Source organism: Streptomyces sp. NPDC096324 (assembly GCF_044763015.1).
Taxonomy (GTDB): Bacteria; Actinomycetota; Actinomycetes; order Streptomycetales; family Streptomycetaceae; genus Streptomyces.
Genome location: NZ_JBIWFK010000013.1, coordinates 172,623 through 188,021 on the forward strand (window position 1 = coordinate 172,623; position 15,399 = coordinate 188,021).

Below are 15,399 nucleotides of genomic sequence, written 5' to 3' on the forward strand. Positions count from 1 at the left end.
CCCCCTCCGTCTGTCGGGCCGTCTCAGACGATGCCCAGCCGACGCGCCTCCTTCACCCACGACGGGAACTCGGACAGCAGCCGGTCGTAGAGCTCCGGATCCGGGACGTCGCTGATGTCGTCGACCGCGAAGAAGCCCACGTTGTCGACGCGCCTGCCCGGCAGGGTGTCGAACCTCTCCAGAACGCCGTAGTTGGAGCGCCCCAGTCCGACGAACTGCCAGAAGACCGGCTCTTCCACCGCCTCGCGCAGCTCGTTCTCGATCTCCTTGTTGCGGTAGACGCCGCCGTCGGAGAAGAAGAGCACCAGCGTGGGATCGGCGGCCGAATGCGCGCGGACGAACGCCCGGACCTCGGCGATCACCTTCTGCTCCTCGTTCTGGATGCCCACCGCCCGCATGTCCACCTGGCCCGGCAGCAGGCCCTTCCTCGGCTTCTTCCGCCGGAACAGCGTCAGTTCACCGACCCGGACATGGTGCTCCAGCCACTCCGGCAGATCGCCCAGGGCGAGGTCCGGCAGCCGGGCCGGGTTCGACGCGAACGTCCACGCCTGCATCTCCCCGTCGTCGTCCAACTGGGCCGCCACCGCGGCCATCCGCTCCACGACGTCGGCCACGACGCCCCTGGAGTACAGGAACGACATCGAGCCGGAGGCGTCCAGGACCAGGATGACGCGGGCTCTGATGCCCACGGCCCCGTGCTTGCGCAGACTGACCGCCACCTGCTCCTTGCGCAGGGAGAGCCGCTTGCGCATGTCCACGGGCAACCGCTCCTCTCCCTTGACGAGACGAGGAGCCGAGCCGGAACCCGGGGCCGGGGGCGCCTGGGGCACCGGGGGTGCCAGGGGTGCAGACGGGAGGGGCGCGGCCGGGGGCACAGGGGTCGGCGGGGCCGCGGGGGCCTGCGGGGGTGCCGGTGCCGGCGGAGGTGACAGAGGTGACGGGGGAACGGGCGCGGCGGGGCTCATCGGGACCGACGGCGGAGTCGTTGCCGACGGGAGTGCCGGTGAGGCGGTTCCGGGGGACGCGCTCCTCGCGTCCGTGCTCCCGGAAGCGCCCGGCTCCTCGTCCACGCTGATCCCGAAGTCCGTGGCCAGGCCCGCGAGTCCGGAGGCATACCCCTGGCCCACCGCGCGGAACTTCCACTGACCGCCCCGCAGGTACAGCTCGCCTCCGATGAAGGCGGTCTCCGTCGTCGCCTCCATCTCGAAGAACGCCAGTTCCTCGCCGGTTCCGGCGTCGAGCAGCCTCAGCTTCAGTCCCGACAGCTCGCCGAAGGTGCCTCCGTCCGCCGAGGCACCCAGGACCACCCGCTGGATCTCCGGCTCCAGGGCGCGCAGATCCACCTCGACGGTGTCCGTCGTCCCGTCGCCCTCCCGCCGCTTGCCCGCGTGGCGCACGGCGCCGGAGGCATGCCGGGGCTGGTTGTAGAAGACGAAGTCACCGTCGTCGCGGACCTTCCCGTCCGCGCGCAGCAGCAGGGCCGAGGCATCGGCGTCGGGCGCGCCGGGGCCTCCCGTCCAGCCGAGTACGACCCGCACCGCCTGCGCGGCAACGGGAAGGTTGGCACCCTTGCTCATCGATGTCGGTGTCATGCGCCCAGTCTCCCTGGAGAAGCCGTCGGTGGATCCGACCGATGGGCCCGCGCGTGGGAGGAACCGGCCGCGTCCAAGGCGGCCCGGACGAACTCACGCAGGCGTTCGGTGGTGTTGCTCTCCCTCCACACCAGTCCCCGCTCGATCGGCCGGGCGTCGTGAAGGGGTACGTAGGCGATGTCGGGCCGGGGGTAGTACTGCCGCGAGTGCTCTCCGACCGGAAGGACGCCCCGGCCCATCGCGACCAGGGTCAGCATCTCGGAGAACGAACCGCCGACCGGGCCCTTCGGGACGGGTCTGCCCGATGGGGTGTGGTCCGGTGTGCGGTCCCGCTTGAACCCCGCCGAGGTCACCGCGGGGTACTGCACCACGGGGTGTTCCGCGAGCACCTCCAGGGACAGCCGCTCCTCACCGGCCAGCGGATGACCGGCCGCGACCGCCAGGACCCTTTCCTCCCGCAGCAGGGCGGGTCCGCGGGCCATTCCGTCGAAGGGGAACGAGGCGAGCAGCACGTCGACCGAACCGTCCACGAGACTCGCACGGGAGTTGGAGAGCTGGACCTCCCGCACGTCGACCCGGCAGTCCGGGTGACGCTCACCGAACAGGGCGACCGCTCTGAGAAGCGCGGGCGCCGTCCACTCACCGAGGAAGGCGACCCGCAGCTCTCCGGTGATGCCCCGGCTCGCGTCGGCGGCCCTGCGCAGCGCGGCTTCGATCCCGGCGACCAGGGGCGTCAGGTCGTCCGCGAGCTGTCGGCCGATCGGGGTGAGCCGGACCGAACGGCTGGTGCGTTCGAACAGCAGGCCGCCGACTTTGCGCTCCAGCGTCTTGATCACCTGGCTGACCCGCCCGGTGGTGATCAGTAGCCGCTCGGCGGTCCGGCCGAAGTGCAGTTCCTCGGCCAGCGTCAGAAAGGTCTCGATCTCCAGGCGCTCCAGCATGAACCCCCCAGCGTTAAATCCAGCTCAACGGTCGTGCAGCGATCATGCCTTGATGGCGTCCGTCCCACGGCGGATCGTAGAAGGCGTCCACCCGGCCGGGGGAGGAAGCCGGACAGTCCCCGGCACTCCGCGGGCACGGCGCCTCCGTGCCCGGCTCCGCCCACCGCGTCCGCCACCCCCATCACACCCTTTCCGAAGCGGGGACCCCATGACTTCCGCGGACATCACCGCCCATCTGAACGGGCTCGACGGCCCACTGCGCGACATCGGCGAGAGGGCCAGGCACGTCATCGACTCGGTCCTCCCCGACGGCTCCGGCGCGATGTGGCACGGCCATCCCGCCTGGAGCCTCGGGGACAGGCCGGGCCGGACCCCGGTCTGCCTGCTGAAAGCCCACACGTCCTACGTCACCTTCGGCCTGTGGCGCGGCCAGGACGTGGCCGACCCATCGGGCCGGCTGGTCGCCGGCGCCCGCCGGATGGCCTCGGTGAAGCTCGGCCGAGCCGACGAGATCGACCCCGACCTGTTCAGCGCGTGGCTTCGCCACGCCGTCGCCCTGGAGACGACATGACCACCCTGCGCGTGAAGGCCTTCGACCATCTGGTCCTCAAGGTGGAGGACGTCGAACGGTCCCTGGACTTCTACACCGGACTTCTCGGCCTGGAACCCGTACGCGTCGCCGAATGGCGTCTCGGGCAGGCCCCGTTCCCGTCGGTGAGGGTCACCGCGGAAACCATCATCGACCTGATCGCCCATGCCCCTGAGGGGTCCAACGTCGACCACATCTGTCTCACCGTGGAACCGCTGGACTGGGACCGGGTCATCGCGTCGGGATCCTTCACCGTGCTCGAAGGGCCCGTGGAACGCTTCGGCGCGCGCGGCACCGCGACCTCGGTCTATGTCCGGGACCCGGACGCCAACACCGTCGAACTGCGCTGGTACCCGCAGGACGTCACACCGTGACCGGGCCGGGGACCGCGGTCCGGGTGTGCTCCCCGGACCGCGCCCCCGCGGGATGGCTCAGTCGGCCAGCGGCAGGTACACGCGGTTGCCGGCCTCCGCGAACTCCCGGGACTTCTGGAGCATGCCCTCGGAGATCTCCGCGGCGGAGGCGCCGTCGGCCGCTTCACCGCCGAATCGCTCGTTGATGTCCTGGCTGATCTTCATCGAGCAGAACTTCGGCCCGCACATGGAGCAGAAGTGGGCCGTCTTGGCGGGCTCGGCCGGCAGAGTCTGGTCGTGGAACTCCCGCGCCGTGTCCGGATCGAGAGCCAGGTTGAACTGGTCCTCCCACCGGAACTCGAAGCGGGCGTCGGAGAGCGCGTCATCCCATTCCTGCGCACCTGGGTGCCCCTTGGCGAGGTCGGCTGCGTGGGCGGCGATCTTGTAGGTGATGACGCCGGTCTTGACGTCGTCACGATCGGGCAGGCCCAAGTGCTCCTTGGGCGTGACATAGCAGAGCATGGCCGTGCCCCACCAGGCGATCATCGCGGCACCGATGCCGGAAGTGATGTGGTCGTACGCCGGCGCGACGTCCGTCGTCAGCGGGCCGAGGGTATAGAACGGAGCTTCATCACAGATCTCCTGCTGAAGGTCGATGTTCTCCTTGATCTTGTGCATCGGGACATGTCCCGGGCCTTCGATCATCGTCTGTACCTGAAAACGCTTCGCGACCGCGTTGAGTTCCCCGAGCGTCCTCAACTCGGCGAATTGCGCGGCGTCGTTGGCGTCCGCGATGGAACCCGGCCGCAGCCCGTCGCCGAGCGAGTAGGTGACGTCGTACGCGGCGAGGATCTCGCAGAGTTCCTCGAAGTTCTCGTACAGGAACGATTCCTTGTGGTGCGCGAGGCACCAGGCGGCCATGATCGAGCCGCCGCGCGAGACGATGCCGGTCTTGCGGTTCGCGGTGAGCGGTACGTACGCCAGGCGCACGCCCGCGTGGACCGTCATGTAGTCCACGCCCTGCTCGGCCTGTTCGACGACGGTGTCCTTGTAGATCTCCCAGGTCAGCTCCTCCGCACGACCGTCGACCTTTTCCAGCGCCTGGTAGAGCGGCACGGTGCCGATGGGTACGGGGGAGTTGCGCAGCACCCATTCACGGGTGGTGTGGATGTTGCGACCGGTGGACAGGTCCATGACCGTGTCAGCACCCCAGCGGGTCGCCCAGGTCATCTTCTCCACCTCCTCCTCGATGGAGGAAGTCACCGCGGAATTGCCGATGTTGGCGTTGACCTTCACCAGGAACCGTTTGCCGATGATCATCGGCTCGATCTCCGGATGGTTGACGTTCACGGGCAGCACCGCTCGGCCCGCGGCGATCTCCTCCCGTACGACCTCGGGATCGACGTTCTCGCGGAGCGCCACGAACTCCATCTCGGGCGTGATCTCCCCGCGTCGCGCGTAGGCGAGTTGGGTGACCGCCTGGCCGGGCCGCCCACGGCGTGGCTGTCGCGGCCGGCCGGGGAAGACCGCGTCGAGGTTGCGCAGTCCTCCGCGCGGGGACGTGTGCTTGATCCCGTCGTCCTCGGGGCGGACGGGGCGGCCCGCGTACTCGTCGGTGTCTCCGCGCGCGATGATCCAGTTCTCACGCAGCGGCGCCAGCCCCCTGCGCACATCGGTGTCGACGGTCGGATCGGTGTACGGGCCGGACGTGTCGTACAGCGTCACGGACTGCCCGTTGGTGAGGTGCACCTGGCGGACCGGCACCCGCAGATCGGGGCGTGTGCCCCCGACGTACGCCTTGTGCCAGCCGATGGACTGCCTGTCCTGGCCGTCCGGAGACAGCGGGGAAGCCCCGTCCGTCCGCCCGGAGGCAGGCATGCGTACATCCTTGTCGGTCATCTGACCTACTCCCTACGCCGGCATTACCCGGTAACAGGTTCAGCGGTCGACGCAGCGGCTTCCGATCGCCGATGTTTCATGTGAAACATCGCGAAGACGGAGGTCAGCGTCCTCTCAGCCCGGTGCTCCGAGCTCCCGCGTGTGCAAAGGTGCCTCCACGCTAGCGCCATATTTGGCGCGGTGAACAGAGGGCCCTTGACGTTCTTGCGATGATCGGGCGGTGACGACGACCCGGCAGCACTCGTTCCCCCCGTCCGAGCCACCACGCCGTCCCGGCTCCGACGGCGGCCGCGGACATGGCTCCGGCACCGGCCCCGAGCACCGGCATGAGCAGGGGCACGGACATGGGCACGGACATGGGCACGGACATGGGCACGGACCGGACGGTGATCATCACGGTTCGGGCGACGGGCACGAGCCGGGTTCCCGCCGCGGGCACAGCGAACCTGCGGGTGCCGGGCACGGGCATTCCCACAGCCACGGTCCCGCGGCGCCGGTCTCCAAGCATCTGCGCAAGGTCATCGCCGCGGTACTGATCCCCTTCGCGGCGGCGGTCGTGGCGGGTCTCGTGCTCCTGTGGCCCGGCGGCGCACCGGCCCACGAGCGCACCGGTGTCGGCTTCGACCGGCAGACCCAGCAGGCGACGGTCACGAAGATCGACCAAGTGGACTGCAAGTCCGTGAACGCCTCCTCGGGGACCTCGGTGGGCGACACCTCCGCGACCGGGGGTTCCTCGGCTCGGAGCGGGTCCTCGAGGGAATGCAAGAAAGCGACCGTCCGGATCGACACCGGAAAGGACAAGGGCCGCACGTTCACCGAGATCGTCCAGCCGGACCAGTCACGGCAGTTGCACCAGAGCGAGAAGGTCGTCGTCGCGTACGAGCCGTCCGCTCCCAAGGACCTCCAGTACTCGGTCACGGACGCGAACCGGAAGCTGCCGCTGACGCTGCTCGCCGTGATCTTCGCGGTGGTCGTCGTGGTGATCGGCAGGATGCGCGGCATCATGGCGCTGGTCGCCCTGGCCATCAGCTTCGTGATCCTGAACTTCTTCATCCTGCCCGCGATCCTGCAGGGCTCGAACCCGCTGCTCGTGGCCGTTGTCGGGTCCAGCGCGATCATGCTGATCGCGCTCTACATGTGTCACGGTCTGTCGGCCCGGACGTCCGTGGCGGTGGTCGGCACCCTGCTCTCGCTGGTGCTGATCGGTTTCCTCGGCTCGTTCTTCATCGACTGGGCCGTACTGACCGGCAACACCGACGACAGCACCGGCCTGATCCACGGCCTGTACCCGTCCATCGACATGAGCGGTCTGCTGCTGGCCGGCGTCATCATCGGTTCGCTCGGCGTCCTGGACGACGTGACGGTGACACAGACGTCCGCCGTCTGGGAACTGCACGAGGCGAACCCCACGATGGGCCGGCGCGCCCTGTACCGGGCGGGTATCCGTATCGGCCGGGACCACATCGCGTCGGTCGTCAACACGCTCGTCCTGGCCTACGCGGGCGCCGCGCTGCCGCTGCTCCTGCTCTTCTCGATCGCGCAGAGCAGCGTGGACACCGTCGCCAACAGCGAGCTGGTCGCCGAGGAGATCGTGCGGACGCTCGTCGGATCGATCGGTCTGGTCGCCGCGGTGCCGGTGACGACCGCGCTGGCCGCCCTGGTGGTCGCCGCGGACCGTGAGGACGGCGCGCCCGTCCCCGCCCAGTCCACGGCCGACAGGACCCCGGCGCGGAGCGGCAAGGGACGTCGCCGCAAGCACTGACGCGTGCCCAGTAAGCGCTGAAACCATCCTGCACCGGCGGCCCTTGTGAGGAAGCGTTCCTCCGCTTCGGGCCGACCGGGGCGTCAGCCCGCGCTCTGCTCCTCCGAGAGGATGCGGTCGAGCACCGCGTCGAGGGATGTGTCGAATCCTTCGAGAGAGCGTTCCTGCCCGAGCGGCACGAGCCGGTCCGTCCGGTCGAGGAACGCGACGAGCGGCGCGGTCCCGGACCGGAACAGCGCGTGATCACCGCCGACCTGAAGCCGGATCAGCACCTCTCCCAGGGCCTCCTGGTCGGCCGGAGCGATGTGCACATCGCCGTCACCACAGGGCCTGCCCACCCCGTCGATGAGCAGTTCCCGCCCGAACGCCCAGGTCACCGGCGCGTCGCCGGGCAAGTGGAAGGTCAACCGCACCGCGTACGGATCACAGGTCTCGTATCGCAGTTCGACAGGAATGCGGAAGGACAGCTCCTCGGACACGAGGAAGCTCATCATGACCTCTGCCTGCACCGACTCGCGCATCGCCTACCCCGTCGTTTGCTGTCGACTGGCCAGCAGTCGTCCCACCTGACACTGCTGGAAATATTGCTCAACGTGCATGCCTAATTACAAGGAGTGAGTTTTCAGATACTGATAGAGATGGCGAGTGTTCCTAGTAGGCGGCCCACCTCGCTCTGGAGCCTCCGTGCCGTGGGGATCAGCCGGTCGCCCTGGTGGGACGGGAGGGAGAAGGCGACGACCGCGGCCGAACTGCCCACCGTGACCGGGATCGCGGCGCAGACCGTGCCCAGCGCGTACTCCTGCCGCTCGATCACCGGTTCCATCCGGCCCGTCCGTTCCAGCCGGCGCAGCAGACGGTCCTCGTCACGCACCGTGTACGGGGTGAGCGCCCGCACCGGGTAGCGGTCGAGATGGTCGCGCCGGGACTTGTCGTCCAACTGGGCCAGCAGGCACTGGCCGACCGCGTGGGCGTGCCCGGTCTCGCGGAAGTCGGCCCACTCCTCGACGGCGGGGTTCGCCGGGGTGTCCGCGACGCACATGACCTCGATCTCACCCTCGCGGTAGACCGCGTAGTACACAGGTGCGCCGATCGCGTCGCGCCAGTGCTCGAGGGTGTCCCGCACCGTGCTGCGACGTTTCTGCCGGGCTCCGCTGCTGCCGAGCCGCTCGGCGGCCTCGCCGAGGAAGAACAGCCCCCTGTCGCGCCGCAGATAGCCCTCGTGGACCAGGGTGCGCAGCAGGTGGTAGGCGGTCGGCAACGCCAGTCCCGCCTCCCGGGCGAGCTGTTTGGCGGGGGCGCCCTGCTCACGGGAGGCGACGGCCTCCAGCAGACGCATGGCGCGCTGGACCGAGCCGATCAACGTGGTGGTGTGCGAGTCCAGGGGAGCGGCTTCCGGCTCCGCCGACCGAGTGCGCGCCCGCCGGGCGGGTTCCCCGGTCGCCGGGGCCCGGCCCTCGGCCCGCTTCCTGGGCGGGGTGTGCGAGGGGGTCGGCTCCCCCGGCGAGGTACGCGGCTGGACCGGCGGAACGCGTGCCGCCGCGGGCGTACCCGGTCGCCGGAAGGGTGGAGCGACGGATGGTACGGGTGCGATGTCAACCGTGGCCAAGGAGCACTCCGAAGAGCGAGGAGGACCGCCCGTGCGGGGAGTCACGGGAGGGGGCTGTGCGCTGCCCGCGGGGTCGGCCCCGCGTCGAGTTCCGGACTCTAACGGCCCGTCACCGCTCAGACAGGGCCTCACCGGAAAACTTCCCCCGGCCGAGGGAACCTTGGGTTCCCTTTCCCCTTTCTCCGTTACCTGTCACCCGCCCCCGCGCGCCTCACCAGTCGCTGCGCGAGGAGGAACCCGACATGAACTTCCGCACCACGAAGATCAGCCCGCCGACGAGCGCGACGAAGACGAGCAGCTTGAAGAGCAGGCCGATGACGAACCCGACGACGCTCGCTATCAGACCGCCGAACACCACGAGGGCGATGACCGGCACCGCGACCCACTTCACCCACCACGGCATACCGCCGAAGATCTCCTGCATCGCCCTGTCCTTACCTCTCCTCGCCCGTGGCCCCGACTCCGGGACACTCATTCCGGGTTCTCTGGTTGTCTCGCATCCGATGCTAGGCCGGAGGAGGCCCGTACGGTGGCCTCGCATCCCTTGTCCTCCCCTGACCGTTCCCCTAGGGAACCCTGAGACGCGGGGTCAGCTCTCGGGCGGAGAGAACACCACCAGGACCCGCAGGTCCTCGGTGATGTGGTGGAACTTGTGGGCGACCCCGGCGGGCACGTAGACGACGCTGCCCCGGGCCACCTGCGTGGTCTCCAGGCCGACCGTGACCGACGCCCGTCCGCTGACGACGAAATACACCTCGTCCTGGGCGTGCGGCTTCTGTGGATCGAAGGCGCCCGCGTCGAGCGCGTACAGCCCGACCGACATGTTCCGCTCACGCAGAAACTGCAGGTAGGCACCGTCGTTGGCGGCGCGTTCCGCCTCCAGTTCATCCAGCCGGAATGCCTTCATCGCCCTCGTCCGCTCTTGTACACCGAAGGCTGTTTCCACAGCCTCTTCTGGCCAGTCGATCTCTCTGCCACGATCAGACACATGAAGAATTTCGTAGTCAAGACGCTCGCCAACGCGGGGGCCCTGGCCGTCGCCGTCTGGCTGCTCGACAAGATCACCCTGACGGGCGACAGCACGGGCAAGAAGATAGGCACGCTCATCCTCGTCGCACTGGTCTTCGGACTGGTGAACTTCCTGGTCAAGCCGGTCGTGAAGGTACTGACCTTCCCGCTCTTCATCCTCACCCTCGGCCTGATCACCCTGCTGGTGAACGCCTTGATGCTGCTGCTCACCTCGTGGGTCGCCGACAAACTCGACCTGAGTTTCCACGTGGAGGGCTTCTGGACCGCCGTCCTGGGCGGCCTGATCATCTCCGTCGTCTCCTGGGCGCTCAATGTCGTGCTGCCCGACGGCGACTGAAACGACCGAAAGGGTCCGATGACCTACCGCGTCTGCTTCGTCTGCACCGGCAACATCTGCCGCTCGCCGATGGCCGAGTCCGTCTTCCGCGCCCACGTGGCGCGGGCCGGACTCGACGAACTCGTCGAGGTCGACAGCGCGGGCACGGACGGCTGGCACGAGGGCGACGGAGCCGACGAGCGCACCGTCGCCGTGCTGGAGGCCGGCGGCTACGAGAGCGACCACGCGGCCCGGCGGTTCCAGGCCGGGTGGTTCTCCCGTCTCGATCTCGTCATCGCCCTCGACACCGGCCATCTCAAGGCCCTGCGCCGCCTCGCGAACAGCGCGGAGGACGCCGGCAAGGTCCGGCTGCTGCGCTCGTACGACCCCGCCGCGGGCGACGACCTGGACGTCCCCGATCCGTACTACGGACAGATGGGCGGCTTCGAGGAATGTCTTGAGATGGTGGAGGCGGCGAGCCCCGGGCTGCTCGCCGCGGTACGAGAGCAGATGGAGGAACGAGCGGTATGACGTCAGGGGATTTCGTCACGGCGGACGACGAGGGCACCGGCCCCACGGACGGGCGCGCGGACACGTGGGCGAGGGTCCAGGGCGACGGCACACGGGCGGTACGTGCCGGGCTGCCCGAACCCGTCAAGTACGAGCCGACCCTCCCCGGCCCGGTCTTCGCCGCGCACTTCCATCTGCCCGGTGACCCCACCGGCCCCTACACCTACGGCCGCGACGAGAACCCGACCTGGACGCTTCTGGAGCGCGCCATCGGGGAGCTGGAGGCTCCGGGGCAGGAGTCCGTCGAGACGCTGTCCTTCCCCTCCGGCATGGCCGCCATCTCCGCGGTGCTCTTCTCCCATCTGCGCTCCGGCGACGTCGTCGTCCTCCCCGACGACGGCTATCAGGTGCTGCCGCTGGTGCGCGAGCAACTGACCGCGTTCGGAGTCGAGGTGCGCACCGCTCCCACCGCCGGCGACGCTCAGCTCGAGGTGCTGGACGGCGCGAAGCTGCTGTGGATCGAGACACCGTCCAACCCGGGACTCGACGTCTGTGATCTGCGCCGCCTCGTGGCCGCCGCGCACGCGCAGGGCACGCTCGTCGCCGTGGACAACACGCTGGCCACCCCGCTCGGACAGCGCCCGCTGGAGCTGGGCGCCGACTTCTCCGTGGCCAGCGGAACCAAGATGCTCACCGGGCACGGCGACATCCTCCTCGGGTACGTCACCGGCAAGAACGCCGATCTGATGGCTCCCGTACGGCGCTGGCGCAAGATCGTCGGAGCCATCCCCGGGCCCATGGAGGCCTGGCTCGCCCACCGATCGCTCGCGACGCTCCAGCTCAGGGCCGACCGGCAGACGGCCACCGCGAAAACGATCGCCGAAGTCCTGCGGGACCGCCCCGAGGTGACGGGGCTGCGGTACCCGGGACTGCCCGACGACCCCTCGTACAAGATCGCCTCGCAGCAGATGCGCCGCTTCGGCTGCGTGGTCTCCTTCACGCTGCCCTCGCGCGAGCGCGCGGAGCGCTTCCTCGACGCGCTGCGCCTGGTCGACGACGCCACCAGCTTCGGCGGGGTGCGGTCCACGGCCGAGCGGCGCGGCCGGTGGGGCGGCGACGCCGTCCCGGAGGGCTTCATCCGCCTGTCCGCCGGTGCCGAGGATCCCGAGGACCTGGTCGCGGACATCCTGAGGGCCCTCGACGCCTCCGCGGAGTAGGTCGCCCCTCACCACGGGATCAGTACCCCCGCTACGCACAACGGACGGTCCGAGCCTCCCCCCTCGTGGCTCGGACCGTCCCGGTTCTGCGCGCGAAGAACCGCGCGAACAAGGCTAGTTGACTCTGTGTCAGTGTCCAATCACAGTAGCGACAGAGACCTATCGACTTATTTATAGTTGGGGCTCGCGCGGGGTGCTGAAAGGGGAGAGGCACCATGGACCTGGCCTTGCTGCGCACGTTCGTGACCGTGCACCGGGCCGGTTCCTTCACTCGTGCCGCCGCACTGCTCGGCCTGTCCCAGCCGGCCGTCACCTCGCAGATCCGCACGCTGGAGCGCCAGTTGGGGCGGCCGCTGTTTCTGCGCCAGGCGCGCGGCGTGACGCCCACGACCATCGGCGACGAACTCGCTCACAAGGCGGCGCCGCATCTCGACGCTCTCGTGGAGATCACCGAGACCGGTCTCGACGAGGACTCGTCGCTGCGCACGCTGCATCTCGCCGGGCCACCCGAGTTCACCGCGGAACGCGCGCTGCCCGCTCTCATGGAACTGACCGGCGACGACGGCCAGGGCTTCGCGCTGCGCGCCTCCTTCGGAAACGCGGAGGAGACGATGGAGGGGCTCGCCGCCGGACATCATGATCTGGCCATGACGACGGCCCAGCCACGGGGTGCGCTGCTCACCGCGACTCCGCTCTGCGACGAGGAGCACGTCCTGGTCGCCGCTCCGCGCTGGGCCGCCGAGATCGGACCGGGCAAACTCCGCCGCAAGGGCGCCCACGCTCTCGAAAACTTTCCCCTCGTCGAGGTCCACGAGTCGCTGCCGCTCGTCGCCCGCTACTGGGCCTCGGTCTTCGACTGCCGCCCCGCCGCCTCGGGCACGGTGATCGTCCCGGATCTCCGAGCGGTCCTCGCCTGCGCCTCCGCGGGCGCGGGCCTGGCCGTCCTGCCCAAGTACCTCTGCTCCGGCGCCATCGAGCGCGGAGACGTCGTGGCGCTCCTCGATCCCGCGGTGCCCCCGCTGCGTACGTACTTCCTGGTCGCGCGGACCGGAACGCTGGCGATGCCGCACATCGCCCGAGCGCACGCATGGCTGCTGAGGGCGGCCGCCGACTGGAGCTGAGGCGGGTACCGGCGGAAAGCCGCAGCCCCGGACCCCCACACCCCCAGGGCTCGGGCTCCGGGACTCCGGGACTCCGGGACTCCGGGACTCCGGGACTCCGGGACTCCGGAGATTCTTCGGGGCTTTCACACGGAATCGCGGCCACGCGATGTTTCACGTGGAACCAGCCGGGCCACATTTCTCCCATGACCGTCCGACCCGTGGTCAAGCGAACCGCACGTGCCGTCCTGCTCGACGGCGACGACCTGATCTTGATCAAGCGCACCAAGCCCGGCATCGATCCCTACTGGCTCACACCGGGTGGCGGGGTCGAACCGGAGGACACGACTGTCGTCGAGGCACTCCATCGCGAGGTGCACGAAGAACTCGGCGCCAAGATCGTCGATGTGGTTCCCTGCTTCGTCGACACGGTCGAGCACATCGGCGACGACGGCGGCGCGACCGGTGTGAAGGTCCAGCACTTCTTCGTCTGCCGGCTGGAGTCCATGGATCCGTCCCTGCGGCACGGTCCCGAGATTGACGAGCCCATCGGCGAATACGAGATCGTCCGCGTCCCGTTCACCCGGGTCGGGATCGCCTCCGTCCACCTCGTACCCCTGTCGCTGAGGCACTACCTCGACGGGAACATCGAGGGCGTACGCGCCATGCACGCGCCCGACCTGGGCTGATCCGGAGAGAACCCAACGCCGTTCCGGCGGCCCTCGGTCACCCGGCGCGGTGTACCAGTCGATAGGCGGCGCCCAAGTCCCGCCCCTCGTAGGCATGCGTGGCGAGGCCGCTCAGATGCCGGTCCGCGTTGACCGCGACGGACACCGGTACGACACCGAAGAGTTCCTTGTCCGAGCCCGAGTCGCCGTAGGCGACGCAGTCGGCCCGGCTCACCCCGAACTCCGCACAGAGCAGATCCGCGATCTGCACCTTCGCTGCGGCGCTGAGAACACCCGCCGGGTCCAACGGCTCCGCGAACGGCACCGCGGGAAAGCGCGAGCCGTGAGCCGCGTGCGCTCCCCACGTCAGCAGGCGCTCCACGAAAAAGGAGGGCGACAGCGAGACGACGGCGCAGTAGTCGCCGTTTCGCCGGATCTCCCTCCAGACGTCCTCGATCCCCGACATCCAGGGGGCACCGTCGAAGGCAGCGGTCACATGCGCCTCGGTGAGATCCGTCCACAGAGCGTGCACCTGGGTCGCGTACTCCGGCGGGCCTATGCGCCCCTCGGAGATGGCCCTTTCGAGCGCGATGGTCTCGGCCTCCAGACCGAGTTGCCGGGAGATCTCCAAGGGCGCGGTGCTTCCGTGGAGCAGCGTCCCGTCGAGGTCGAAGAGGTGAAGTCTCGCCATGTCCGTGGAGGCTACTGGCCCAATCGGCTTTCAGGGAGCGGCGTTTCACGTGAAACCCCTGCCGCTCATCGCTGTCGGCGCTGAGCATGGCCAAAAGCCGGTGGGAGTACCGGGAAAGCGGTGGACGACAGGGGTCGATCTCGGACAGCCTGACCTGCGTGTCGATTCCTTCCCTCTCCGCTCTGCCCATTCGCCGCCTGACGCCCCGCGACCTCGTCGCCTGTGCCGACTTGTCCGAGGACCGGGGCTGGCCCCGTGAGGAGCACAAGTGGGGTCTCCTGCTCGCCGGGGGAACCGGATACGGCATCGACGACCCCGCCGGCGGTCTCGTCACCGCGTGCGTGGTGACGGAATACGGACCACGTGAGCGTCCCGAACTGGCCGCGATCGGCATGGTCCTCGTCGCCGGGCGACACGCGCGCCAAGGTGTCGGCCGCCGTCTGATGCGGCACGTCGTCGAGGAGACGGGCACGACCCCGCTGACCCTGCACGCCACCGCGTACGGGCGCCCGCTCTACGAGGAGCTGGGATTCAAGGCCATCGGCCGGGCGGAGATGGTCCGCGGTGTCTTCATCTCCGACGACTCCGACTCCGGTGTCTTCACCCGCCCGGCCACGGCGGAGGATCTCGCCTCCGTCCTGCGGCTGGACGAAGAGGTCTTCGGCACCGACCGCACCCACATGATCGCGCGGTTGCCCGCCTTCGCCGACCAGCTCCGCGTGGCCGAGGAGAACGGCCGGATCATCGGCTACGCGGCCGCCTGGCCCAACATGGCCACGCAGGTCGTGGGCCCCCTGATCGCCCGGGACACGAAGACGGCCAAGGCCCTCGTCTCCTCCCTTGCCGCCCACACCGACCGGCCGCTGCGCACCGACATCGACATGCGCCACGAGGACCTGCTGGGCTGGCTGAAGGAGCGTGGGCTGGCCTCCGTCGGCTTCAACGCGGTGATGACGCACCGGATCCCGGAACTGCCCGGTGACTGGACCCGCCGCTTCGCGCCGCTGACCGTGGCCGCCGGCTAGCGCCGGCGATACGAAGGCCCCTCCAGGCGCACGGCTGTGCCGGTCCCCCGGAGCACAGGGGGACCGGCACAGCCGGACCGTCGTCGGTCATCCGTCATCCG

17 protein-coding genes and 1 riboswitch are annotated in these 15,399 nt (G+C 69.3%); of the genes, 9 read left to right on the forward strand and 8 right to left on the reverse strand.

Features of this window, described 5'->3' with window-relative positions; translation table 11 throughout:
• Window positions 1-23: 23 nt before the first annotated feature.
• Window positions 24-1,592 carry a VWA domain-containing protein gene (locus tag ACIQ7M_RS31795; RefSeq protein WP_403650841.1) on the reverse strand — a complete coding sequence of 523 codons (1,569 nt, stop codon included), beginning with the start codon at window positions 1,590-1,592 and terminating at the stop codon, window positions 24-26.
• Complete coding sequence (locus ACIQ7M_RS31800) at window positions 1,589-2,533, reverse strand: LysR family transcriptional regulator (RefSeq protein ID WP_403650843.1); 945 nt, start codon at window positions 2,531-2,533, stop codon at window positions 1,589-1,591. The genes ACIQ7M_RS31795 and ACIQ7M_RS31800 overlap by 4 nt, the downstream gene beginning before the upstream one ends.
• A 208-nt stretch (window positions 2,534-2,741) precedes the next feature.
• On the opposite strand from ACIQ7M_RS31800, the gene ACIQ7M_RS31805 reads away from it, so the two are divergent.
• Window positions 2,742-3,104 (forward strand): DUF1801 domain-containing protein, encoded by a 363-nt coding sequence (locus ACIQ7M_RS31805; RefSeq protein ID WP_386981780.1) that lies wholly within the window; start codon window positions 2,742-2,744, stop codon window positions 3,102-3,104.
• Window positions 3,101-3,496 carry a VOC family protein gene (locus ACIQ7M_RS31810; protein ID WP_355760275.1) on the forward strand — a complete coding sequence of 132 codons (396 nt, stop codon included), beginning with the start codon at window positions 3,101-3,103 and terminating at the stop codon, window positions 3,494-3,496. Before ACIQ7M_RS31805 ends, ACIQ7M_RS31810 begins: the two co-directional genes overlap by 4 nt.
• Window positions 3,497-3,553: 57 nt before the next feature.
• On the opposite strand, the gene thiC is transcribed toward ACIQ7M_RS31810, so the two are convergent.
• Window positions 3,554-5,374: a phosphomethylpyrimidine synthase ThiC gene (thiC, locus tag ACIQ7M_RS31815; protein ID WP_403650846.1), complete on the reverse strand. Its 1,821-nt coding sequence runs from the start codon at window positions 5,372-5,374 to the stop codon at window positions 3,554-3,556.
• Window positions 5,367-5,523: riboswitch (TPP riboswitch) on the reverse strand. (Overlaps the previous gene by 8 nt.)
• Before the next feature lie 71 nt (window positions 5,524-5,594).
• Between thiC and ACIQ7M_RS31820 the strand changes: the two genes are divergently transcribed.
• The gene (locus tag ACIQ7M_RS31820) at window positions 5,595-7,136 is read left to right on the forward strand and encodes a YibE/F family protein (protein ID WP_403650848.1); all 1,542 of its coding nucleotides are present in this window, start codon (window positions 5,595-5,597) and stop codon (window positions 7,134-7,136) included.
• A gap of 83 nt (window positions 7,137-7,219) precedes the next feature.
• Here the strand turns inward: ACIQ7M_RS31820 and ACIQ7M_RS31825 are convergent, their stop codons facing one another.
• The 4 genes from ACIQ7M_RS31825 to ACIQ7M_RS31840 form a co-directional block, all read right to left on the reverse strand.
• Window positions 7,220-7,657: an SsgA family sporulation/cell division regulator gene (locus tag ACIQ7M_RS31825; RefSeq protein ID WP_355760282.1), complete on the reverse strand. Its 438-nt coding sequence runs from the start codon at window positions 7,655-7,657 to the stop codon at window positions 7,220-7,222.
• A gap of 101 nt (window positions 7,658-7,758) precedes the next feature.
• Window positions 7,759-8,517 (reverse strand): IclR family transcriptional regulator, encoded by a 759-nt coding sequence (locus ACIQ7M_RS31830; protein ID WP_403650925.1) that lies wholly within the window; start codon window positions 8,515-8,517, stop codon window positions 7,759-7,761.
• A 436-nt stretch (window positions 8,518-8,953) separates the two neighbouring features.
• Complete coding sequence (locus tag ACIQ7M_RS31835; protein WP_355760284.1) at window positions 8,954-9,166, reverse strand: DUF5326 family protein; 213 nt, start codon at window positions 9,164-9,166, stop codon at window positions 8,954-8,956.
• 165 nt (window positions 9,167-9,331) lie between these two features.
• Window positions 9,332-9,649, reverse strand: a complete 318-nt coding sequence (locus tag ACIQ7M_RS31840) for a cupin domain-containing protein (protein ID WP_355760287.1) — start codon at window positions 9,647-9,649, stop codon at window positions 9,332-9,334.
• Window positions 9,650-9,730: 81 nt separating this feature from the next.
• On the opposite strand from ACIQ7M_RS31840, the gene ACIQ7M_RS31845 reads away from it, so the two are divergent.
• The 5 genes from ACIQ7M_RS31845 (at window position 9,731) to ACIQ7M_RS31865 (ending at window position 13,603) form a co-directional block, all read left to right on the forward strand.
• Complete coding sequence (locus ACIQ7M_RS31845; protein WP_355760289.1) at window positions 9,731-10,108, forward strand: phage holin family protein; 378 nt, start codon at window positions 9,731-9,733, stop codon at window positions 10,106-10,108.
• Between the two features lie 18 nt (window positions 10,109-10,126).
• A complete protein-coding gene (locus tag ACIQ7M_RS31850; protein WP_355760292.1) occupies window positions 10,127-10,618 on the forward strand; it encodes a low molecular weight protein-tyrosine-phosphatase in 492 nt (163 codons plus the stop codon).
• The gene (locus ACIQ7M_RS31855; RefSeq protein ID WP_386981792.1) at window positions 10,615-11,814 is read left to right on the forward strand and encodes a cystathionine gamma-lyase; all 1,200 of its coding nucleotides are present in this window, start codon (window positions 10,615-10,617) and stop codon (window positions 11,812-11,814) included. The genes ACIQ7M_RS31850 and ACIQ7M_RS31855 overlap by 4 nt, the downstream gene beginning before the upstream one ends.
• 215 nt (window positions 11,815-12,029) lie before the next feature.
• Window positions 12,030-12,935: a LysR family transcriptional regulator gene (locus tag ACIQ7M_RS31860; protein WP_403650852.1), complete on the forward strand. Its 906-nt coding sequence runs from the start codon at window positions 12,030-12,032 to the stop codon at window positions 12,933-12,935.
• A 185-nt stretch (window positions 12,936-13,120) separates the two neighbouring features.
• Window positions 13,121-13,603 carry an NUDIX hydrolase gene (locus tag ACIQ7M_RS31865; protein WP_355760299.1) on the forward strand — a complete coding sequence of 161 codons (483 nt, stop codon included), beginning with the start codon at window positions 13,121-13,123 and terminating at the stop codon, window positions 13,601-13,603.
• Between the two features lie 37 nt (window positions 13,604-13,640).
• Here ACIQ7M_RS31865 and ACIQ7M_RS31870 read toward each other — a convergent pair whose 3' ends face one another.
• Entirely contained in the window at window positions 13,641-14,273 is a 633-nt protein-coding gene (locus tag ACIQ7M_RS31870; RefSeq protein WP_403650854.1) for an HAD family hydrolase, read from the reverse strand.
• Between the two features lie 158 nt (window positions 14,274-14,431).
• Between ACIQ7M_RS31870 and ACIQ7M_RS31875 the strand changes: the two genes are divergently transcribed.
• Complete coding sequence (locus ACIQ7M_RS31875; RefSeq protein ID WP_403650856.1) at window positions 14,432-15,298, forward strand: GNAT family N-acetyltransferase; 867 nt, start codon at window positions 14,432-14,434, stop codon at window positions 15,296-15,298.
• Window positions 15,299-15,399: the final 101 nt, after the last annotated feature.

Excerpts from the sequence above, each read along its gene's own strand:
- ACIQ7M_RS31795 (WP_403650841.1), bottom strand. The coding sequence starts at position 1,592 with ATGACACCGACATCGATGAGCAAGGGTGCCAACCTTCCCGTTGCCGCG.
- ACIQ7M_RS31800 (WP_403650843.1), bottom strand. The coding sequence starts at position 2,533 with ATGCTGGAGCGCCTGGAGATCGAGACCTTTCTGACGCTGGCCGAGGAA.
- ACIQ7M_RS31805 (WP_386981780.1), top strand. The coding sequence starts at position 2,742 with ATGACTTCCGCGGACATCACCGCCCATCTGAACGGGCTCGACGGCCCA.
- ACIQ7M_RS31810 (WP_355760275.1), top strand. The coding sequence starts at position 3,101 with ATGACCACCCTGCGCGTGAAGGCCTTCGACCATCTGGTCCTCAAGGTG.
- thiC (WP_403650846.1), bottom strand. The coding sequence starts at position 5,374 with ATGACCGACAAGGATGTACGCATGCCTGCCTCCGGGCGGACGGACGGG.
- ACIQ7M_RS31825 (WP_355760282.1), bottom strand. The coding sequence starts at position 7,657 with ATGCGCGAGTCGGTGCAGGCAGAGGTCATGATGAGCTTCCTCGTGTCC.
- ACIQ7M_RS31835 (WP_355760284.1), bottom strand. The coding sequence starts at position 9,166 with ATGCAGGAGATCTTCGGCGGTATGCCGTGGTGGGTGAAGTGGGTCGCG.
- ACIQ7M_RS31840 (WP_355760287.1), bottom strand. The coding sequence starts at position 9,649 with ATGAAGGCATTCCGGCTGGATGAACTGGAGGCGGAACGCGCCGCCAAC.
- ACIQ7M_RS31845 (WP_355760289.1), top strand. The coding sequence starts at position 9,731 with ATGAAGAATTTCGTAGTCAAGACGCTCGCCAACGCGGGGGCCCTGGCC.
- ACIQ7M_RS31850 (WP_355760292.1), top strand. The coding sequence starts at position 10,127 with ATGACCTACCGCGTCTGCTTCGTCTGCACCGGCAACATCTGCCGCTCG.
- ACIQ7M_RS31855 (WP_386981792.1), top strand. The coding sequence starts at position 10,615 with ATGACGTCAGGGGATTTCGTCACGGCGGACGACGAGGGCACCGGCCCC.
- ACIQ7M_RS31860 (WP_403650852.1), top strand. The coding sequence starts at position 12,030 with ATGGACCTGGCCTTGCTGCGCACGTTCGTGACCGTGCACCGGGCCGGT.
- ACIQ7M_RS31865 (WP_355760299.1), top strand. The coding sequence starts at position 13,121 with ATGACCGTCCGACCCGTGGTCAAGCGAACCGCACGTGCCGTCCTGCTC.
- ACIQ7M_RS31870 (WP_403650854.1), bottom strand. The coding sequence starts at position 14,273 with ATGGCGAGACTTCACCTCTTCGACCTCGACGGGACGCTGCTCCACGGA.